This is a genomic window from Bacillus sp. FSL K6-6038 (genome assembly GCF_038050455.1).
GTDB classification, from domain to species: domain Bacteria; phylum Bacillota; class Bacilli; order Bacillales; family Bacillaceae_G; genus Bacillus_A; species Bacillus_A pseudomycoides.
On the sequence record NZ_JBBOUH010000001.1, the window covers coordinates 1063959 to 1082375 of the forward strand.

The window sequence follows — 18417 nt, forward strand, 5'->3', positions numbered from 1 at the left end:
TTGATGCTGGAGGGAAAGCGAGTGACAGTTTTATAGAAAGAGCCTTAAAATTATATACTTAGAAGATGGTTTCAATATCGCAACGAATCTATTTTTTTCTAGAGGATCTAATTTGTTTTTGATACATTAATAGTTGGGAAATACAAATAAGGGGTAGAGATGTAGATATGGAATTATTTGACTATTATAAGCGAAAAGGGAAGTTTAAACTTTTTATTGGAACCTGTATTTTTCTATTTGCACTATGGTGTGTATATGGAACTTGGGGAATGGTGAATTGGGGACAAGTTATTTTTATTGTAATCGTTTCTTCTGTTTTTTTCGGAATTGGATTTTGGCAGTTACGAAAAGGGAATTTGATACAAAAGAATGCGGTGAAAAGTAATGTAACGTTTTGGGATGTCGATACGTTTGTTGTATTAGAATTGCCTAAACAGAATAAACAATTTGGTTTATATCATCCTGATGGGGGATATGTTGCTGGAACAAAGATCATTTCATCTAACATTCTTTTTTCAGTGATACCTTTTTTAAGTAATAAAGATGTTTATGGATTAGAAGCGAGTAGCGGGGAAATTCTTGCATATTTTCATACTGAAGCTGACGGGTATGATTGGGTAATCTATGATTCGAATTATAACCAAATTGGTATGTTTAAAGAGAAGATGATACAAGGATTTGCGGCGATACGTGGTTCTTTAATGACTGATAAAGTAACAAAATTGTCCGATGTAGAAGTAGAGTTTGATTTTATTCAAAGTACTCTTCGTACAACAGATGGACGTACATTAGCAATCGGTAAGCAAGGGTATATGCCTATAGAATGGAGTGAAAGGTTTATGGGACTAAATGTGCCTACTATTACATTAGGTTCCAATGCGTCTAAGAATGAAAAAATTCTAGGGCTAGGGGTGCTCCTTTATAGTTTATATACAATTGAGATTAGAAAAAATAGAGCGAGCATTTGATAGGAAAAAATAAACGAAACGATTAGAACAGAGTCCATAAAGTGATTCTGTTCTTTTTATTTATAAACCTTACAAAGATGTCACCTTTCTGTAAGATTATTAGATAGTTCATTTATTTTTTTAATGTAATAATAAAGATATAAGAAACGCTAATAAATTTTATAAATTATAGGAGAGTGTCAATCATGATCGTAACAACAACTTCTGGAATTCAAGGGAAAGAAATTATTGAGTATGTGGATATTGTAAATGGTGAAGCTATTATGGGTGCAAATATTGTCCGCGATTTATTTGCTTCTGTTCGTGATGTTGTAGGTGGCCGTGCTGGGGCATATGAAAGTAAATTAAAAGAAGCGCGTGACGTTGCGATGGAAGAAATGAAACAACTTGCGAAGCAAAAAGGAGCAAATGCAATTGTTGGCATTGATGTAGACTACGAGGTTGTTCGTGACGGCATGTTAATGGTTGCTGTAAGTGGTACGGCTGTGCGTATATAAAAATAAAAAGCATGTTATAGATGATAGGATAATCCCCTTAGAGTAGAAATACCCTAAGGGGATTTTTCATAATTAAAAAGGCTCAACACCTAATACTTATTCAGACGAATTACAACTATCGGCTGTTCAAAGCTATTTATATGGTGAATGCAATTATCAACTCATAGCTAAGCGATAGAATATTAGGAGTTCTACACAAGTTAAAGATTGGCGAAGAAAGTATAAAGAATTTGGTGAAATTAAAGGTATCCGTGGAAAGAATAATGGAACTCAAGGGATTCTTCATCTACTAAAAGGCACAAGTTTCATATTTAAAAAAGACATGTCTGATTACATGGCATACTAAATTTTTCAGTGTACATCGCTCGAGTTATTATAAATGGATTCAAATGAAGTGCTCGTTACAGATGAAGCTTTAGAATTCAATGGTATAATACTAAAAAACGGATATACCCAATAAATCTATCATTACTGTAATTTTAAGGGATTATACTACAAATCAGAGCCTAATGAAAAAGAAAATCCCATTCCAAAAAACAAGTAAGAGTACCGTTCTAAAAGGAGGAAAGCTTCATGCGAAATGCTGTATACGAGTTGGTTGAGACGAATGATAGTCTGCCTTTTGATGTTTCATTGAACAGTGTCAATTATGTACCGAGTCATTGGCATAACAGCGTAGAGATTATTTTTGTGCTGCGCGGTACGGTGGAGGTTAGGCTAAGTCATGAGAAACGGACGCTTTCTGAGGGAGACGTGCTACTTATCAACCAATGTCATGTGCATGAGGTGATTGGCCTTGATCGGAATATTATTGCGACGTTTCTTATTCCTTTCAGTTATTTGAAGGAAAAAATAGCACGTGCAGATGAGATTAGCTTTGATTGTTATTCAGGAGATAAGGAGCGGCGTCATGCTTTAGACCTGGTGCGACGTTTATTGGCTGAAAGCGGTGAGTTATTTTTCAGGCTGTACTTGCAAAGTAAAGCGGAAATTACTGATCCTCACGTTTCTCCGCTCCTTTCAGATCAATTAAGTAATATACCGCAGACGCTAATTGCAACTGCTGAATTTGATTATTTAAAAGTAGAGTGCGAAGCTTACGCGGCAAAACTTGCACGAAGCGGCGTACCTACAAAGCTTATTCAGTACAACGGTACAGATCATGCATTTATGGATAAAATTGGTTTGTATCCGCAAGCGGAAGATTTAATAAATGAAATTGCAAAAGAGGTTAAGCGAGTATTTGCTTAATTAGAAAAAGCTTGTTCAAAAATACGTTTTTTGAACAAGCTCTATATTTCAAGATGCATAAGGAACTTTGAATAGTTTTATGATAAAGATATCAAATGAATGAAAAGGAGAAGAGAAATCATGGAATCATTATTTCTCTTCTTTTTTATTTTTCCGTTGTTTATAGCAGTCAAAACATTGAGAAAAGGAGTTATCGCTGCATTGTTCTGGATCTCATTCGCATGGGTTAAAGCTAGGATTAGCTAGCACCTCGTATGGTCTCATCATATCGTAATCTTCGTGTTCAAGAATATGACAGTGCCATGGGTAAGTTCCTGTAAATGGACCAAAGCGTGCGATAATCCGGGTCACTTCTCCGGGATTAGCACGAACAGTATCTTTCCATCCTCTCTCGTTTGGATCAGGTGGTATGGGCGGTCCGACTTTGAGGTCAGAACCATTTGGATCGCCAGTAAATACAGCACGATTCAAAATTTGAAAATTGACAAGGTGCAAATGAATCGGGTGAGTGTCTGGTGTCGTATTGTACAGCTCCCAAATCTCTATAGTTCCATTATACGGGGTTTCTGTAATAGGCTGATTCCACTCCATGTTATTTAATAATGGCATAGGGCGTCCAAAATTATCGGTAGCTTCAAGTAAAGTGTTTTTTCGTGTGATTACAGCATCCTGGGGATTCAGCAGTTCCAAGCAACTCAACTTCTCTGGAATTTTACTTTTGTCAGGTTTGCAGCATGTTTGTTTGACGCGAAATTGCATAATCTGTCTCAGATCTTCAGAAGGACTTTCGCCGTCAGAGAACGGGGTTGGTGCGTCATTTGTTAAAATAATACGTTGACCATTATGGTTTGAAAAATCGACAATGACATCGGCGCGTTCCGCAGGTGCAAGGATGATTTCGGATACTAGGACTGGTTTTTCCAAAAGTCCTCCATCCGTACCAATTTGGACAAAATTTTGCCCAGAGCTCAGCTTCATACGATAAAAACGAGAATTGGAGCCATTTAGGATGCGGAACCGGTATTTCCGCGGCTCAACCTCAAGATAAGGCCATACTTTTCCGTTGACTAAAATTGTGTTACCGAAAAATTCAGGGACGACTGACGGATTTGGTAATGTAGGATCGATTGGTGGAGGTGGCTGTGGGGCTGGAGGCGGCGTATTTCCTGGTTGGGATGGATAAAAGAGTTCACCATTGGCATAGAACGAACGATCTTGGATGACCAGCGGGATTTCAAAGTTTCCACTCGGAAGATTCAACTTTTTTTCTTCTGCATCTCTGAGAAGATAGAAGCCCGCAAGACCTGCATAAACGTTCAAACGAGTAATTCCAAGGGCGTGATCATGATACCAAAGTGTTGTAGGGCGTTGACAGTTTGGATAATAGTAGACTTCAGTCACGAATTTCGGCCCAACATTTTTAAAATCTCTTGTGAACCATGCATCAGGATATCCGTCACTTTCTGGACGAACACGGCCTCCATGTAAATGGACAACCGTCCTAACAGAAGGTATGGATGATTCCGAACCATGAACAGTTTGGTCGACAGGCAGCAGGTGTTCAAAGGGCAATTTATTTTTCCATTTTACAAGAATAGGGTGATTTCTTTCTGCTTCGAATGTAGGACCCGGGTACATACCGTTATAGCCCCAGACAGTAGTTGGCGGCAAATCCCGATGTAATTTTTGTTTGACTTGCTTCATTGTTACTTCATAGAATGGTACTCCATCATGGGTACCTTCTGCTTTTAAGACAGGAGGAATTGGTAATGCATCGACAAATTTTTTAAAAGACAATTCACTGCCTCCTTTTTAAATCATCAAATATTGTTTGTCATATATAATATGAATTTAATGTAGGCCGGTATAGACGAATTTCTAACAGGAAATGAATGAAATAGGCTGGAATTGTAAAAAAGCAATTTGTTTCAGAGAAAATTTCATTTAAATGAGTTATGGTGAACCGTACCCCGAATAAGTGATACGGTTTTTACTAGCAGTTAAAAATCATAACAGTATAAAAATACATTAAGTTTTGTTTTCATTGAATCAAAATAAATTTCTTTTTCATTTATACGTTCAAAGTTTTGACTATCATAAAATCCATAGTTACATTTATTATCTGTATATAGATATAAAGATTTCACATTCGTACTTTTCATATAATTAGACAAATGATTCATTAGAGCCTTTCCAACCCCAAGACCTCTAGATTCCCCTGATACAATAAATAACTGTATACAACCTTGAAAATCATCTTCCTTTCCTTCTATAAGTTCTTTATATGTGTCTTCAACCTTTGAGGATTCTTTTATGAATTTTTTATTCTCTTTATTAGTCATGAATACTTTCAGCATGGTGTAGGCAAAACTTAAAGTATTATGAGCTTTCTTTAAACGCTTTTTGTCTTTTTTTGAATCCCCCAAAATAACACCAATAATTTTATTGTCTTTTTCTGCTACTTTGCTAAATGAACTCCCTAAAATACAACTTTGCAAATAGATGTTTAATACGGAATCTAAAAATTTTTTATCCTCAATCATTTCATTGAAGCCAAATGCTTCACCAATCAAAGCTTTGACAGGTTCATAATCTTCTTTAACTAGACTTCTGTATGTTACTGTATTCATGTTTCGAAACTCCCTTGTATATAAGTAAATTTTGTATTTTATTGCAAATATCTTATTATGATCATAAGGTCTCCTTTAAGGGGAGAGTCAATGATAATATAAGAAAAATATAAAGGAAGTGATTAGGGTGAAAAACTTATTTTCTATTGGGGAAGTTGCGAAAATAAAGGACATCACAATAAAAGCGTTACGATATTATCACAAAATGGGGATTCTTATTCCAAGATATATTGATGAAACAACAGGTTATAGGTATTATTCTATAGATCAATTTATTCATATAGATATTATAAAAAGCTGTAGAGAGTTAAGAACGAGTATAGTAGAGCTTCAAGAGATTTTTAAGGACTGTGATACTGATCAATTACTACAATTTTTACAATTAAAAAGATATGAAGCAGAAGAAAACATAAAGAAAATGCAAGAAGTAATCAAAACCATTGATAGCTTAAATATGAAGGTAGAGACTTCTAAGGATATATTAAATAGTGATGAGATATCTATTCAGTTCTTTGAACCGCGCTATGTAATTGTAGCACCATGTAAAGAAGTGGGAAGTTTACAAGAGCTACTTTACTATTCAGACTTAGAGAAAACCATTCAAGATAAAGAGGGGAAAATGTCAATGGAAAGAGGAATCATATATAACTTTAATTCAGAGGGGGATGCAGAACCAAAATATGTTTTTAGTAGATTTCAAGGGAATTCTAATATAGAAGCTGAACAAAATATAAAAATATTACCAAAGGGAAAGTATGTAACGTTATCTTATAGTAAAGAGAATGAAGAGGAACGTAGAAGAAAACTAGTTAAATATGTGAAAGAAAATAATTTGAAAATTAAAAGTGTTATTGAAGTGGAGTTACTTAATGATTTCTTTAATACAGAATCCTATAGTTGTCAAATTCAGATGCTTATACAGAACTAAGGTAAACACTGCTACATCACTATCCAAGTTATGTGGCGAAGCATCGGAACGGGTACCTAATTTCTTTAAGTACCAACCTTTGCTAACGAAATGCATATCATCGGTTTCTTTTTTATCAAAGGTTGTTGGTTTTATAACTGAAAATATTTACAAGAACATACGTTTGTGTATTGTGAGTTTAATGTTATAATTATATTAAATTAATTTAGAAAAGAGGGATTAAATTGAGTGAGGTAAAAAACATAATTGGTAATTTTAGTCATTATTCATCTTGGTTAAGCACTTTAGAAGAAATTGATGACACATTATGGTCTAAACCAATAGCCGAAGGTAAGTGGTCTGTAAGTGAGATAATAGCCCATATTATGAATTGGGATAATCATCTATTAAAAGAAGTCCTCCCATCTGTACAAAATGAAAAGGGAATGGAGTTTCCAAATTTTGATACATATAATAAAAAGGCATCAGACTATGCAAAATCAGGAATATCACAATCAAAACTTCTTGAAGAAGCAAAAGATACAAGGGAACTACTTATAAAAGAACTTAACGAATTTCCAATCGAAAAGTTAAACAAGTCATTAACTGCAAATGGTGTAACTCATTGTCCACATACTGGAGCACCTTACTCACTTATATATATTGTTAAGGAATTTACAGACCACGATAACCACCACAAAGGACAAATTATACAATTCTTAAGGGAAAACAATTTGGACTAATTCAAGTTGTTTTTTTGTCTTTCTCACCACGTTTTTTGTCTTTTCTATGAGCGATTTCACGATGATATTTTAAAGATTCTCGAAAGAAAGCTTCGTCGCTCACTATGATGCCTTGTAATGGATTAAAACCAAGACTTCCTAATGCGTTCAAGATTTTGTGTCTCCCATATATACGAAAACAGCCTTTATGAAAAATAAAAAAGCAGCAACGCAAAAACAAACGTTGCTGCTTTCTTGTATTAGTATTAAGCCGACTCTCTCTTCATTCTCTCAAGCAAACTAGCCAACACATGCGTACGATAGGATTCTAGTTTTTTACCTTCATAAGTACGGATACCTAATTTTTTTAGTTCTTTTACATACCAACCTTTGCTACCGAAATACATAGAATCGCTCCCCTTCAAATTTGTCTTTTATGTGTTCTGATTGTAATGGAGGTACGGGAAATGGATGAAGGAAATGAATTTCGTGTGAAAATGGTTAACTTCGATGCAAAAGACATATATACTAAAGGTAGTATATAACGAGGTGGGCACGATGTGATTATAGGGAAGCACGAAATTCAAATTGACCAAATTACGAGCGGAAAGGTGAATATATTTACTTTCTACCGAAATAGAAAGCAAATTGACGATCCGTTTTTACAATTGCAAGAGCCATCGCTTACGGCTAACTACTATTTCCATTTTCATTTGGATGCAGAGAGCCTGAGTCTTCTGCAGGAAGAGTTTCCTAGCGTATATCCGTATGACGGGAATGGAACCATTCACGACTGGACGGAAAAGATGAAAGATGAATTGCAGCGCCAAATTCAAACTGGAAAGTGGAACAGACGCGTGCGTATCGGTAACCGGATTCTAGATGTGGTATTTACGTGGTGTGATGAAGATATGGAATGAAAAAGAAGCGGATGACGCTTCTTTTTTTAGCGCTGGAATAAAACGAGTTTTCCCGCTGAAGATGTGCAGCGATGTGTGTGCTTATGCAATCCCTTTTCTTGTAAAATGGATGCTCCTTTTGATTTCGCTTCTGCTTCTGTTGCCGCCTCGAATGATTCGTCTAGCATTTTTGAACCATCTTTTTCAAAGACTGTTAGAACGTATACTCCCATGAAAATTCCCTCCAAAAATTAAAATCAGAATCTTATAACTATTTTGCCATAAAATGCTAGAATATGCAAAGAAATATGTGACATTGCGTGGTAAAATAGAGTGAAACTTTTATAGGATAAAGAAAGGATCGTTTAGTTGTGAAACAAGTAAAGTTTATACATGCGGCAGATTTGCATTTGGATAGTCCGTTTAAAGGGATGGAAATGAATGTGCCGTCATCTGTTTGGGAAAGAATGAAGCAAAGTACGTTTCAGTCGTTTGAGCGTATTATCGATAAAGCAATTCAAGAGCGCGTTGATTTTGTATTACTAGCAGGAGATTTATATGATGCGGAAACGAGAAGTCTTAGGGCGCAAGTGTTTGTGAGGGAGCAGATGAAGCGCCTTTCGCAGTATGAGATTCCGGTGTATATCATTCATGGTAACCACGATCATTTAGGGGGAAGCTGGGCAGCAATTGAGTTTCCTGAAAATGTTCATGTGTTTGCAGAGCCATATGTAGAAGAAAAGCCGTTTTATAAAGATGGTGAACTGCTTGCATCTATTTATGGGTTTAGTTATTTGCAGCAGGCTGTAACGGATAATATGACGGCGCAGTATGCAAAAATGAGCGATGCGCCTTTTCATATTGGCATGCTTCACGGGAGTGTGGAAGGCGATGCGGAACATAATCGCTATGCGCCGTTTCAAATTCGTGAGTTAAAAGAAAAGGGATTTGATTACTGGGCTCTTGGGCATATACATAAGCGAGAGATTTTAGCAGAGGAGCCGTATATCATTTATCCAGGCAATATACAAGGACGCCACCGGAAGGAAACAGGAGAGAAGGGGGCGTATCTTGTTGAGATAACAGAGCAGGGAACGGTGTGTTCATTTTTCGGTGCGGCGGATGTAGTTTGGGAAGAGACGGAAATTAGCATTGATGAACTGCAAACAGTTGATGACCTTATGACAGCTTGTACGGAAGTGATGAATGAATGGCGTCAGGAAGAGGAAGGAACTCTTTTGACAATTGTATTCATCGGACAAGGGCCATTGTCTCCTTATTTACGTGATGAAAAACGTGTGGAAGAGATTTTTCATATTTTAGCAGCGGGAGAAGAACGAAGAGATTTTGTGTATGTGATGAAGTGGAAGAATGAGACGGTTTCATTTGCAGAAATCCAGCGATTAAAAGAGGAGAATCATTTTGTTGGTAGTGTATTGCAAGAATTGGAATCATTTACGAATATGGATGCGGTGCTCAGGACGATTTGGACATCTCCAGTTGCGCGTAATGTGATTGAATCCTTTTCAGATGAGGAAAAAGCAGAGATTCAAAAGGAAGCGGAAAATATTATATTAGAGCAACTATTCCAGCAAGAGAGGGATAAAAAATGAAAATTGAAAAACTCCATATTTATGGTTATGGAAAATTAGAAAATGTGGAAATGGATCTTTCATTGCTGACGGTGTTGTACGGTGAAAATGAAGCAGGAAAATCAACGATTCGTTCGTTTATGAAGAGTATTTTGTTTGGGTTCCCAATGAGAGGACAAAGGCGTTATGAGCCGAAAGAAGGCGGGAAATACGGCGGCAGGGTGACTGTTATGACTGAGCAGTATGGGAGACTCCAAATCGAGCGCTTGCCGAAAACGGCTGCTGGGGAAGTAACAGTATACTTTGAAGATGGAAAAACAGCTGGAGAAGAAGTGTTACAGACTGTGCTGAGCGGGATGAATGAGAGCCTGTTTGATTCTGTCTTTTCGTTTGATATGCACGGTCTTCAAAATATTCATCATATTGGAGAAGCTGAAATCGGAAATTATTTATTTTCGGCGAGTGCAGTTGGGAGCGATGCCCTGCTGCAGTTAGATAAAAAGTTAGAAAAAGAAATGGAGCAGCGTTTTAAGCCAAATGGTCGTAAGCCTGAGATCAATGCGTCACTTCAAGAAATAAAGAAGCTCCAAGAAAAGCTTGGGGCGTGGCAAGGGAAGATTGGTACGTATGAAAAGTTAATGGGGCAGTTAAAAGAAAATGAAGGGCGTCTTGCTCATATTCGGAATGAAAAAGAGATGGCAGAAAAGCGTAAGCAAGACTATGAAGTATTGGCTGCATTGCAACCTCTTGTGATTGAAAAACATGCATATGAAAAAGTGCTAGAAGAACAGAAGAATCCGTTTCCTGTTCGAGGAGTAGAACGTTTCGAAACGATAAAAGCAAAACTCGAGCCGCTCGGGGTGCAATTGGATTCCATCCAGAAAAGGATGGAAATGGTGCAAACGGAAGTGGATGGGGTAGAAGTACAAGAAGAGCTCTTGCAAAAGGATAGCTATGTAGAAGAACTTCGTATGCAGCATATGTCATATGAAAATGCACGTCAAGAAATGCGTGATATTACAGTAAGTATTGGAAATATGAAAGAAGAGATAGAAGAGCTTGAGCAGCAAATTGGTGCTACTTTTGAGAAAGAAAGTGTGCTTTCATTTGATACAAGCCTTGCAGCGAAAGAAATGATAACGCAAACGGTGCAAAAGGCAAGAGCATTAGAAATACGGAAAGAGCAGCTAGATGAGCGCTTTAAAGTAGTGCAAGAGCAACTAGAAGAACAGGAAGAGAATGTAGGGCACATCCGAAAGCAGATGTTAGCGGATGAAGAGCGACAGGCGCTTGTAGAAAAGGAAAGATCGTTTCAAGATACAGTTTTTATGGGTACTGGCGTGGAACGAATGAAGCGTAAATATGAAGAAAGAATGAAAATCGCGCAGGAAAAGAAAAAGCGCTGGCAGACGATTTGTTTCCTTTTGTTAGCTATTAATACAGTGATTTTGCTGACAAGTATATTTCTAGATAATCGTGCGTTGTTATTTACAAGTGTTATCGTCTTTGTCCTAATTGTACTTGCACTTGTTTTGTATAAAGATACTTCTTCCGATGGTTTACAAGAAGAACTGCTCTCGCTGCAGCAAAGTGCAGGCGGAAGGCAAAATGAAGAGGCGCTATCCATTCGTTATCAATTAGAAAAAGATGAAGAAATTCGTAAATTATTTGAGCGAGAGTCTTATAAATTACAACAAATAGAACGAACCTATGATAAAGGTGTTTCTGCATATGAAGAATGGGAGCGAGATACGTTTCGTATGGGAGAGCAAGTCGATACATATAATGCGCGCTATTCTTTCCCGCACTTTTATACATATGCGCATATATTGCCAGCATTTGAACGCATTGAAAAGATGCAGCAGTTATATCGTGAGGTAGGAAAGCTGGCGGAGCGAAAAGGAATATTATATGAAATGATTTCGCAGTTTGAACATAAACTAGAAAACGTTATGGAAAATACAGATTTTGATCATCTTCATATGATCAGTAATCGTATTCAAAAGGAAAAAGAAAAGAAACAAAAGAGGGAGCAGCTTTTAGGGAAGCTAGCTGATTGGAAAGAAGAACAAGCGCTATTACAGCATCAAGTAGAACAACTTACATTAGAAAGAGATGCGCTCTGGGAAATGGCAGCAGCTACTGATGAAGAAATGTTTTTAGAAGCTGGCAAGAGGGCAGAAAAGCGTGAAGATGCAGAGAAGCAAGTAGAGCGGTTATCACCTCAAATTGACATGTTAGAACAACGTTTAACAAGCTTATCATTAGCGGAACACTATCAAGTGGAAGGGTATGAAGGAAAGCTGAAACAAGAAGCGCTCTATATACAAGACTTCCTTTCACAAGAGAAGGAGTTGACCGAGCGTATTGCGGAGCACCGCGTAGAGATTGCGAACTTAGAAGAAGGTAGTACGTACGGTGATTTACTCCATGAATGGGAAATGAAAAAGTCTCAAGTACGTGAGCAAGTGAAGAAGTGGGCGGCGTATGCAGCGGCAAAAACAGTGTTAACAAAAACAAAGCAATACTATCATGAAGTGCAGCTGCCGCGCATTTTACAAAAGGCCGAGGAGTATTTTGTATATTTAACAGGTGGTCAGTATAGTAAGATTTTTTCACCATCAGAAACAGAGCCGTTTATTGTAGAACGAAGTGATGGTATTCGTTTTTATAGCCATGAACTCAGTCAAGCGACAGCGGAACAGCTCTATTTATCATTGCGCTTTGCATTAGCGCGGACGTTTGAACATGATTATCCATTTATTATTGATGATAGCTTTGTGCATTTTGATGCACTACGAACAAAACGAACAACCCAGTTAATAAAAGAAATTGCGAAGGATAGACAAGTGATTTTCTTTACATGCCATGCCCATCTATTATCATTCTTTGCGGAAAAACAGATTATAAAATTAACACGTGAGCATAAAGAAAATAAGGTATAATGTGCTATACTAAAAGTACTTAAGTTGGTGGAGGAATCAGGATGAAAAAGAAAATTGCAGAATATGAAGTTGGTGAACAAGTCGATATCTTCTTGTTAATTAAGACAGCGACAAAAGGTATCGCGAGTAATGGGAAGCCATTTTTAACAGTAATCTTACAAGACCAAACTGGAGATATTGAAGCGAAGCTATGGGATGTATCACCAGAAGTTGAGAAACAATATGTAGCAGAAACGATTGTGAAAGTAGCTGGAGATATTCAAAACTATAAAGGGCGCATTCAACTTCGTGTGAAGCAAATTCGCGTTGCGAATGCGAATGAAGTGACAGATATCTCAGACTTTGTAGAAAAAGCACCAGTGAAAAAAGAAGATATGGTAGAAAAGATTACACAGTACATATTTGAAATGAGAAACTCAAACATTCAGCGTCTCACAAGACACTTATTAAATAAGCATCAAAGTGAATTTTTAGATTATCCAGCAGCAACGAAAAATCACCATGAGTTTGTATCGGGGCTTGCTTATCACGTTGTATCGATGCTTGATTTAGCGAAAGCCATTGCTACGCTATACCCATCTTTAGATAAAGATTTACTGTATGCAGGTGTTATTTTACATGACCTTGGAAAAGTAATTGAATTATCTGGTCCGATTTCAACAACGTATACATTAGAAGGAAATCTACTTGGCCACATTTCCATCATGGTAAACGAAATTGGAAAAGCAGCAGATGAGCTGAAAATCGAAGGAGAAGAAGTATTAATTCTTCAGCACATCGTTTTATCTCATCACGGCAAAGCTGAATGGGGTAGCCCAAAACCGCCATTAGTAAAAGAAGCGGAAATTCTGCATTACATTGATAATTTAGATGCGAAGATGAACATGATGGATCGTGCCCTTGGGCGCACGAAACCAGGTGAATACACAGAACGTGTCTTTGCACTTGATAATCGTTCGTTTTATAAGCCTACTTTTCATAACTAAATAATACTTATGAGGCAAGTGATTTTAGCGTATAGCTGAGGTTGCTTGCCTTTTTTATTTTTAAAAGTGGAGGTAGTAACACATATCCATCAACTTAAGAAATTGGTTGTTTCCCAAAACGAAAAAAGTAAGCTGAATTCTTATAAATAACTGTAGAAATATAAAATTTTCGTTTTGGGGATATTTCAAAATCTTAGCTTGATGAGTATGGGGCGTGGCCCTATCTTAAAAAATAAACCTTTTTTCCTACTTTTCATTATTTTTTTCTTCAGAAACAAAAAAAGCCTCTCAAATAAACCGAGAGACCCTTTAAAATAAAAATCACTTTTGACACAAAACAATGATTTTATATGGCGTAGTTTGGGCTGGTATACTCATTGTTGTAAGACCATAAATAACTATTAAATTTCGATTCGCAAGATTCCCTGTAAAAAATTGGCCATTTGTTAATAAAATTTGAGTAGAAGGAGAAATATTTAATTTTAATTTTCCATCACTACTCTCTAACTGTTCATTAAAATTATCTACTTTTACATTTTGATAGGGTATATATTTCGCTATAACAATTGCTTGAAATTGTGGTGGGAAAATGAGAGGAACAGGGACGTTAGCATCGTAAAATCCAGTTACTTTATCTCCTACTACTACCGCTGCGTAGTCAATAAAATAAGTATTTGGTTTCACTACAAAATTTGTTAGAGTCCCATAACCATTATCTACGGATATTAATTTAGTACATCCTATTTCTTCATTTGATCCTGTTACAAAATCGTTAATCATAGTTATTGTCCCATCAAATGATTGAAAGTTTTTCATTCTAATACCTCTTTTGTTTATATAATTAAACTTTTATCGTTACTCTATAATTTTTAAAAACATGTAAATGAACTAATCCTTCTTGTATCAATTCCAAAAATCACCCAAAACCTACCGTTCCATCTAAAACCAGTAACAGATCTTCGTCCTACAAAAATCGGATAATACCAAAACTGTTCACCATTCGTAAGCCATATATAGGTATTTCGAAATAAACAGAATGAAATTGCCCCTGGATCAACAGCAAATGGTGAAGCAGTTGATTGTTGAGGAATAAATGATGGAGGAGGAGATGTTGGAGCTTGTGAACTTTGCTGTCCTGGTGCACCCGGAAAACCTGGCATTCCCGGTATACTTGGAATCTGAGGACCAGGGAATTGACGATCGAAGTATTGATTATAATTTATATAAGGAAAATATATTGACTCATTATACATTTAAAAATCACCTCTTTATTTTTAAAATCTCCTAAAGTATTAATATGTAATATTTTCCGTATAGGAAGCTTATTCACTTCCTATACGGAAAATATTTTAATAAAGCGGATATCAAACATAAATGTATTACCCTTTGTTTTTGGTATGTTCGGCTCGGCGACATATCCATACTTGCCGAATTTCTTCATACAATGGAGGAAAGGTGGGGTTAAACCCCACGAATTTAACGTAACTTTATATATGAAATAAATTGATCTGTCATCTTAATTCACATAATTTTCAAAACTATAAACCTTGCATGTTAATATTTGTTATATAATAAAGAGGTCCTAGTAGTCTTAAGAAATAGTGATCCCTAGTTTTTTTGATAAGATAGTTTGTTTTACCCTTCAGTTTACATTATTTTAAAAAGAACTTGTATTTTTTTACAAGTTCTTTTTATTTTTACTACAAAACGAAAAAAGAGCGCATGATTAATCTCACTTCTATTTTGGATGAAGTCTATTCCTATACCCAAACCCTAGAAAGTACCTGGTTATTTCCTTCTCGAAAAGGAGATCAACCCATTAGCCAAATCCAAGCGTACCGACAATTACAAAAAGCTGGAGATTTTACCGATGTAGAATCCATTGGTACGCACACTATGCGCAAAACCTTCAGCTATTGGTTTTATAAACAAAAGATGTAGCAATGTTGCAAGAAATACTCATCTATAGCCATGTAAATCCTTACGTGACCTTTAAATTGGATATGATAGAACGAATTCAAATTGAAGAGAGATCATATCTAGAGGAATCAGTGCATTCTTAATTCATATCCTTATTGCGAGTAGTGACAGTTTCGCTGGTACTACCCGCAATAAGGATATGAAAGCTATTTTTTATGAGGTGGATTTTAATTATGTCTTTCGAGTTGAATATTCTGATAATTATTTCTCAAGTTATTTATATATTTAGAGGGATATACAATTTGTGGAAAAGTGATAATATTTAGATAATTATAGTTGTAAACGAGGGGGATGAATTTCTATGAGTGCACATGTAGTAACGAAAGAACAGATTAAGCATTCATTAGACGCTTGGTATCAGTCAATGCTGCAACAACAAGTAGAGAAAGCGACACGATTGAAAGAAGAGATTGATGAGAAGATTGTTAATGTCGAAGAAGATCAAAGCTTATTGTTATATTACGCTTTACTAGATTTTAGATATAAGGTGTTAATTGATAGTTTAAGTATTACAAAAAATAGTTTTGATATTATTGAATCATATAACAAACCTTCTGATGAGATTCTTTCTTATTACTACCACTTTTTTAAGGCAATACATGCTACGTTAACAACGAATTATAATGATGCTAGTGAACATTATGAGAAGGCCGAAAACCTGTTAAAATATATGCCTGATGAGTTGGAATGTGCTGAATTTTATTATAGGGTTGCTATTTTTCACTATCATTTTTACCAACCTATTGAATCAATTCAATATGCAATCAAAGCAAAAGAAAAGTTCGTTAAACATGCAGGATACGAAATTAAAGTTGGGTTATGTGAAAATACTTTAGGTGCTTCCCTTGTATACTTAAAACAATATGAACAAGCAGAAGAGAAATATAATTCAGCAATTAATATTTTCCAAAAGTTTGGCGAAAAGGAATTGGTTTTAAGTGTTCGCAATAATTTAGGTTGGCTATACGCAAGTCAAAATCTTTCTACTTTAGCAATTCGCCATTTATCAGAAGTAACAGAGAAGAAACCAACACATTTTAAAGCGGTCTTCTTACAAGCAAGGGAATATTATAAACTCGGTGAAACAAATATTGCAAAAGATATGATAGAGCAAGGATATGAGCTTTGTGTGAAGCTAGAAAATGAAGAATATCAGCATCACTACAAGATTTTACGAGCATTAAATGGGAATTTTTCAACAGAAGACTTGGAAAATATTGTTCTTGAAGGAATTACCTTTTTCGACAAGGAATTACTATATAATTACATTCAAGAGTATGTAGAAAAACTAGCGGTTAAATTTTATGAGAAAGATAATCATGTGAAGGCAAGTAAGTATTTTCATATAGGCTTACAAGCTAAAGAGAAAACATTTGAGAAAGGGGCTTTAAAATGATAAAAAAAGTCACTACTGCTGTAACAGGGTTAGCTTTAATTGGTATAGTATCTATTGGTTTAGGGAGTTCATTCACATATCAAGCAGGTCACGCAGACTTACCTGTACCTGCAAACCCTGATTATGTTAATATTGGAGAAGGCGGCGGAGCACCTTCTAATGAGCATGGAGACTATCCAGCACCAAAAGAAATTTAAGTAAATTTACAGCAAAAAAAGAAGAACGTTTACCCTCACTAAAAGGCGTTCTTCTTTTATTTTTTTCTTTATCCTTCATTTCTATAAGTATATAAAACTTTTGAAAAATGATTGACCTACTTTTTATTTGTAACTATAATGATTACAAGAGAGTTGAACAGTACGAAAATAATCAAATACAAGAAATATCCCAATGCATTCTTACTTAGAGAGAAAGCATATTTTTTTATTATAGTTGTAACTTATATGGTTACAACTATGTGGCTATAAAATGCTGACAAAAAGTGAAAGCTTATGTTAAGTGTATTTTTTCATGATTTAAAGTAGAGGAAAGGAGACAATAAATTTGAAACGATTAAAGTTCTATATAATTAGTTGTATTGTTCTTGTCGTATTAGTGATTTGTAATATCGTTGAGAAACCAACAGCAAAAGTAGAAGAAGTAAAAAATACTGTTGCAACAAAATTAAACACAAAAGAAAAAATGGTAGACATAGATGGACAAACGATATATTTTAAACAAATTGGTGAAGGGAAACCGCCGCTGCTCATGCTTCATGGCTTTGGAGGTTCTTCTGATGGATTTCGTGATATTTATCCAGAATTAGCGAAAGATCATACGATCATTGCAGTTGATATTTTAGGATTTGGTCGTTCTTCGAAGCCTATGGATTTTCAGTATTCATTCCCAGCGCAAGCAAATATATATTATAAGTTAATGAAAAAATTAGGCTATGATAAGTTTGCGGTGCTTGGTCATTCAATGGGGGGAGAGATTTCTCTTAATTTAACATACCTATATCCTGAGGCGATTACGCACCTTATTTTAGCGGACTCGACAGGAATAGAATCCTTCCAGCAAAAAGAAGGTTTCCAAAAGCCGAATTTATCGGTTGATTTAAATACGGTATCTACCATTACGGATTATGATAAAAATGCGGTGAAAAATAGAAGAGATGATAAAGAGCATTATAGTGAATTAAGTAAGATGAGAGAACATCGATTAGCGATGGATGCGAATGAAATCAAGGTGCCGACCTTAATCATTTGGGGCAGAAATGATAAAAGCGTTTCATGGAAAAATGGTGAAGCATATCATCAACTATTTAAAAATAGTACATTCCATATTATTGAAAAAGGGTATCATGCTCCGTTCCGTCAAGAGCCGGAAGAGTTTATGAAATATGTCCAAGCTTTTTTTGAAAAGCATGCTGTATCTATCAATGAATAGAATTACCCGTTCCTTCTTTCATAATTAAGAAGATGATTCAAACAAAGGTTCTGCTATTTAGGACAGAACCTTTTTATTTTGCTATCTTATGTATTTCACCCTGCATAAAAAAATATTTCTCAACATTTCATTTGTTGAAAAATATTGAATATTCGTCATAATACGAATATTATGTTGTTATCGACAAAAAAAACGATAGTTCGCAAACAACGGGGA

General features: G+C 35.7%; 17 protein-coding genes and 3 pseudogenes. 13 read left to right on the forward strand and 7 right to left on the reverse strand.

What is annotated here, in order from left to right:
- Nucleotides 1–167 precede the first annotated feature (167 nt).
- From NSQ40_RS05405 to NSQ40_RS05415, 3 genes are all read left to right on the forward strand, one after another.
- Entirely contained in the window at nt 168–968 is an 801-nt protein-coding gene (locus NSQ40_RS05405; RefSeq protein WP_003206052.1) for a hypothetical protein, read from the forward strand.
- Nucleotides 969–1153: 185 nt separating this feature from the next.
- Nucleotides 1154–1465 carry a heavy metal-binding domain-containing protein gene (locus NSQ40_RS05410; RefSeq protein ID WP_003195672.1) on the forward strand — a complete coding sequence of 104 codons (312 nt, stop codon included), beginning with the start codon at nt 1154–1156 and terminating at the stop codon, nt 1463–1465.
- Between the two features lie 633 nt (nt 1466–2098).
- On the forward strand, nt 2099–2716 hold the full coding sequence (locus NSQ40_RS05415) for an alpha/beta hydrolase fold domain-containing protein (protein ID WP_080548517.1): 618 nt from the start codon (nt 2099–2101) through the stop codon (nt 2714–2716).
- 216 nt (nt 2717–2932) lie between these two features.
- Here NSQ40_RS05415 and NSQ40_RS05420 read toward each other — a convergent pair.
- Both NSQ40_RS05420 and NSQ40_RS05425 read right to left on the reverse strand, forming a co-directional pair.
- A pseudogene (locus NSQ40_RS05420) lies at nt 2933–4513 on the reverse strand (multicopper oxidase family protein); the annotation flags it as partial.
- Between the two features lie 203 nt (nt 4514–4716).
- Complete coding sequence (locus tag NSQ40_RS05425; protein WP_097787150.1) at nt 4717–5346, reverse strand: GNAT family N-acetyltransferase; 630 nt, start codon at nt 5344–5346, stop codon at nt 4717–4719.
- Nucleotides 5347–5473: 127 nt separating this feature from the next.
- On the opposite strand from NSQ40_RS05425, the gene NSQ40_RS05430 reads away from it, so the two are divergent.
- Nucleotides 5474–6274 carry a MerR family transcriptional regulator gene (locus tag NSQ40_RS05430; protein WP_097787151.1) on the forward strand — a complete coding sequence of 267 codons (801 nt, stop codon included), beginning with the start codon at nt 5474–5476 and terminating at the stop codon, nt 6272–6274.
- Nucleotides 6275–6498: 224 nt separating this feature from the next.
- Nucleotides 6499–6996, forward strand: coding sequence for a DinB family protein (locus NSQ40_RS05435; RefSeq protein ID WP_033797719.1), 498 nt, complete (start codon nt 6499–6501; stop codon nt 6994–6996).
- A 10-nt stretch (nt 6997–7006) separates the two neighbouring features.
- On the opposite strand, the pseudogene NSQ40_RS05440 reads toward NSQ40_RS05435, so the two are convergent.
- Nucleotides 7007–7165, reverse strand: a pseudogene (locus NSQ40_RS05440) (IS1595 family transposase); the annotation flags it as partial.
- A 76-nt stretch (nt 7166–7241) separates the two neighbouring features.
- The gene (locus NSQ40_RS05445) at nt 7242–7382 is read right to left on the reverse strand and encodes a YflJ family protein (RefSeq protein WP_003195687.1); all 141 of its coding nucleotides are present in this window, start codon (nt 7380–7382) and stop codon (nt 7242–7244) included.
- A 153-nt stretch (nt 7383–7535) separates the two neighbouring features.
- On the opposite strand from NSQ40_RS05445, the gene NSQ40_RS05450 reads away from it, so the two are divergent.
- Nucleotides 7536–7895, forward strand: a complete 360-nt coding sequence (locus tag NSQ40_RS05450; RefSeq protein WP_097787152.1) for a hypothetical protein — start codon at nt 7536–7538, stop codon at nt 7893–7895.
- A 26-nt stretch (nt 7896–7921) separates the two neighbouring features.
- Here NSQ40_RS05450 and NSQ40_RS05455 read toward each other — a convergent pair whose 3' ends face one another.
- Nucleotides 7922–8107, reverse strand: coding sequence for a YhzD family protein (locus NSQ40_RS05455; RefSeq protein WP_003195690.1), 186 nt, complete (start codon nt 8105–8107; stop codon nt 7922–7924).
- A 138-nt stretch (nt 8108–8245) separates the two neighbouring features.
- Between NSQ40_RS05455 and NSQ40_RS05460 the strand changes: the two genes are divergently transcribed.
- The 3 genes from NSQ40_RS05460 to yhaM are packed head-to-tail and all read left to right on the forward strand — an operon-like array spanning nt 8246 to nt 13397.
- A complete protein-coding gene (locus tag NSQ40_RS05460) occupies nt 8246–9487 on the forward strand; it encodes a metallophosphoesterase family protein (protein ID WP_003195692.1) in 1242 nt (413 codons plus the stop codon).
- Nucleotides 9484–12411, forward strand: coding sequence for an ATP-binding protein (locus NSQ40_RS05465; protein ID WP_097787153.1), 2928 nt, complete (start codon nt 9484–9486; stop codon nt 12409–12411). Before NSQ40_RS05460 ends, NSQ40_RS05465 begins: the two co-directional genes overlap by 4 nt.
- Before the next feature lie 41 nt (nt 12412–12452).
- Nucleotides 12453–13397 (forward strand): 3'-5' exoribonuclease YhaM, encoded by a 945-nt coding sequence (gene yhaM / locus NSQ40_RS05470; protein ID WP_003195696.1) that lies wholly within the window; start codon nt 12453–12455, stop codon nt 13395–13397.
- Nucleotides 13398–13718: 321 nt separating this feature from the next.
- Here yhaM and NSQ40_RS05475 read toward each other — a convergent pair whose 3' ends face one another.
- Entirely contained in the window at nt 13719–14213 is a 495-nt protein-coding gene (locus NSQ40_RS05475) for a hypothetical protein (RefSeq protein ID WP_003195700.1), read from the reverse strand.
- 53 nt (nt 14214–14266) lie between these two features.
- Entirely contained in the window at nt 14267–14650 is a 384-nt protein-coding gene (locus NSQ40_RS05480) for a hypothetical protein (RefSeq protein ID WP_033795931.1), read from the reverse strand.
- 451 nt (nt 14651–15101) lie between these two features.
- Between NSQ40_RS05480 and NSQ40_RS05485 the strand changes: the two are divergent.
- The 4 genes and pseudogenes from NSQ40_RS05485 to NSQ40_RS05500 form a co-directional block, all read left to right on the forward strand.
- Nucleotides 15102–15460, forward strand: a pseudogene (locus NSQ40_RS05485) (tyrosine-type recombinase/integrase); the annotation flags it as partial.
- A 218-nt stretch (nt 15461–15678) separates the two neighbouring features.
- A complete protein-coding gene (locus NSQ40_RS05490) occupies nt 15679–16773 on the forward strand; it encodes a Rap family tetratricopeptide repeat protein (RefSeq protein ID WP_097787155.1) in 1095 nt (364 codons plus the stop codon).
- Nucleotides 16770–16970: a Phr family secreted Rap phosphatase inhibitor gene (locus NSQ40_RS05495; RefSeq protein WP_098101457.1), complete on the forward strand. Its 201-nt coding sequence runs from the start codon at nt 16770–16772 to the stop codon at nt 16968–16970. Before NSQ40_RS05490 ends, NSQ40_RS05495 begins: the two co-directional genes overlap by 4 nt.
- A gap of 346 nt (nt 16971–17316) precedes the next feature.
- On the forward strand, nt 17317–18201 hold the full coding sequence (locus NSQ40_RS05500; protein WP_097787157.1) for an alpha/beta fold hydrolase: 885 nt from the start codon (nt 17317–17319) through the stop codon (nt 18199–18201).
- Nucleotides 18202–18417 lie beyond the last annotated feature (216 nt).

What these genes read in the sequence shown, in the direction of transcription:
- NSQ40_RS05465 (WP_097787153.1), top strand. Translation starts at nt 9,484, where the DNA reads ATGAAAATTGAAAAACTCCATATTTATGGTTATGGAAAATTAGAAAAT.
- NSQ40_RS05425 (WP_097787150.1), bottom strand. Translation starts at nt 5,346, where the DNA reads ATGAATACAGTAACATACAGAAGTCTAGTTAAAGAAGATTATGAACCT.
- NSQ40_RS05455 (WP_003195690.1), bottom strand. Translation starts at nt 8,107, where the DNA reads ATGGGAGTATACGTTCTAACAGTCTTTGAAAAAGATGGTTCAAAAATG.
- NSQ40_RS05490 (WP_097787155.1), top strand. Translation starts at nt 15,679, where the DNA reads ATGAGTGCACATGTAGTAACGAAAGAACAGATTAAGCATTCATTAGAC.
- NSQ40_RS05495 (WP_098101457.1), top strand. Translation starts at nt 16,770, where the DNA reads ATGATAAAAAAAGTCACTACTGCTGTAACAGGGTTAGCTTTAATTGGT.
- NSQ40_RS05405 (WP_003206052.1), top strand. Translation starts at nt 168, where the DNA reads ATGGAATTATTTGACTATTATAAGCGAAAAGGGAAGTTTAAACTTTTT.
- NSQ40_RS05475 (WP_003195700.1), bottom strand. Translation starts at nt 14,213, where the DNA reads ATGAAAAACTTTCAATCATTTGATGGGACAATAACTATGATTAACGAT.
- NSQ40_RS05410 (WP_003195672.1), top strand. Translation starts at nt 1,154, where the DNA reads ATGATCGTAACAACAACTTCTGGAATTCAAGGGAAAGAAATTATTGAG.
- NSQ40_RS05445 (WP_003195687.1), bottom strand. Translation starts at nt 7,382, where the DNA reads ATGTATTTCGGTAGCAAAGGTTGGTATGTAAAAGAACTAAAAAAATTA.
- yhaM (WP_003195696.1), top strand. Translation starts at nt 12,453, where the DNA reads ATGAAAAAGAAAATTGCAGAATATGAAGTTGGTGAACAAGTCGATATC.
- NSQ40_RS05480 (WP_033795931.1), bottom strand. Translation starts at nt 14,650, where the DNA reads ATGTATAATGAGTCAATATATTTTCCTTATATAAATTATAATCAATAC.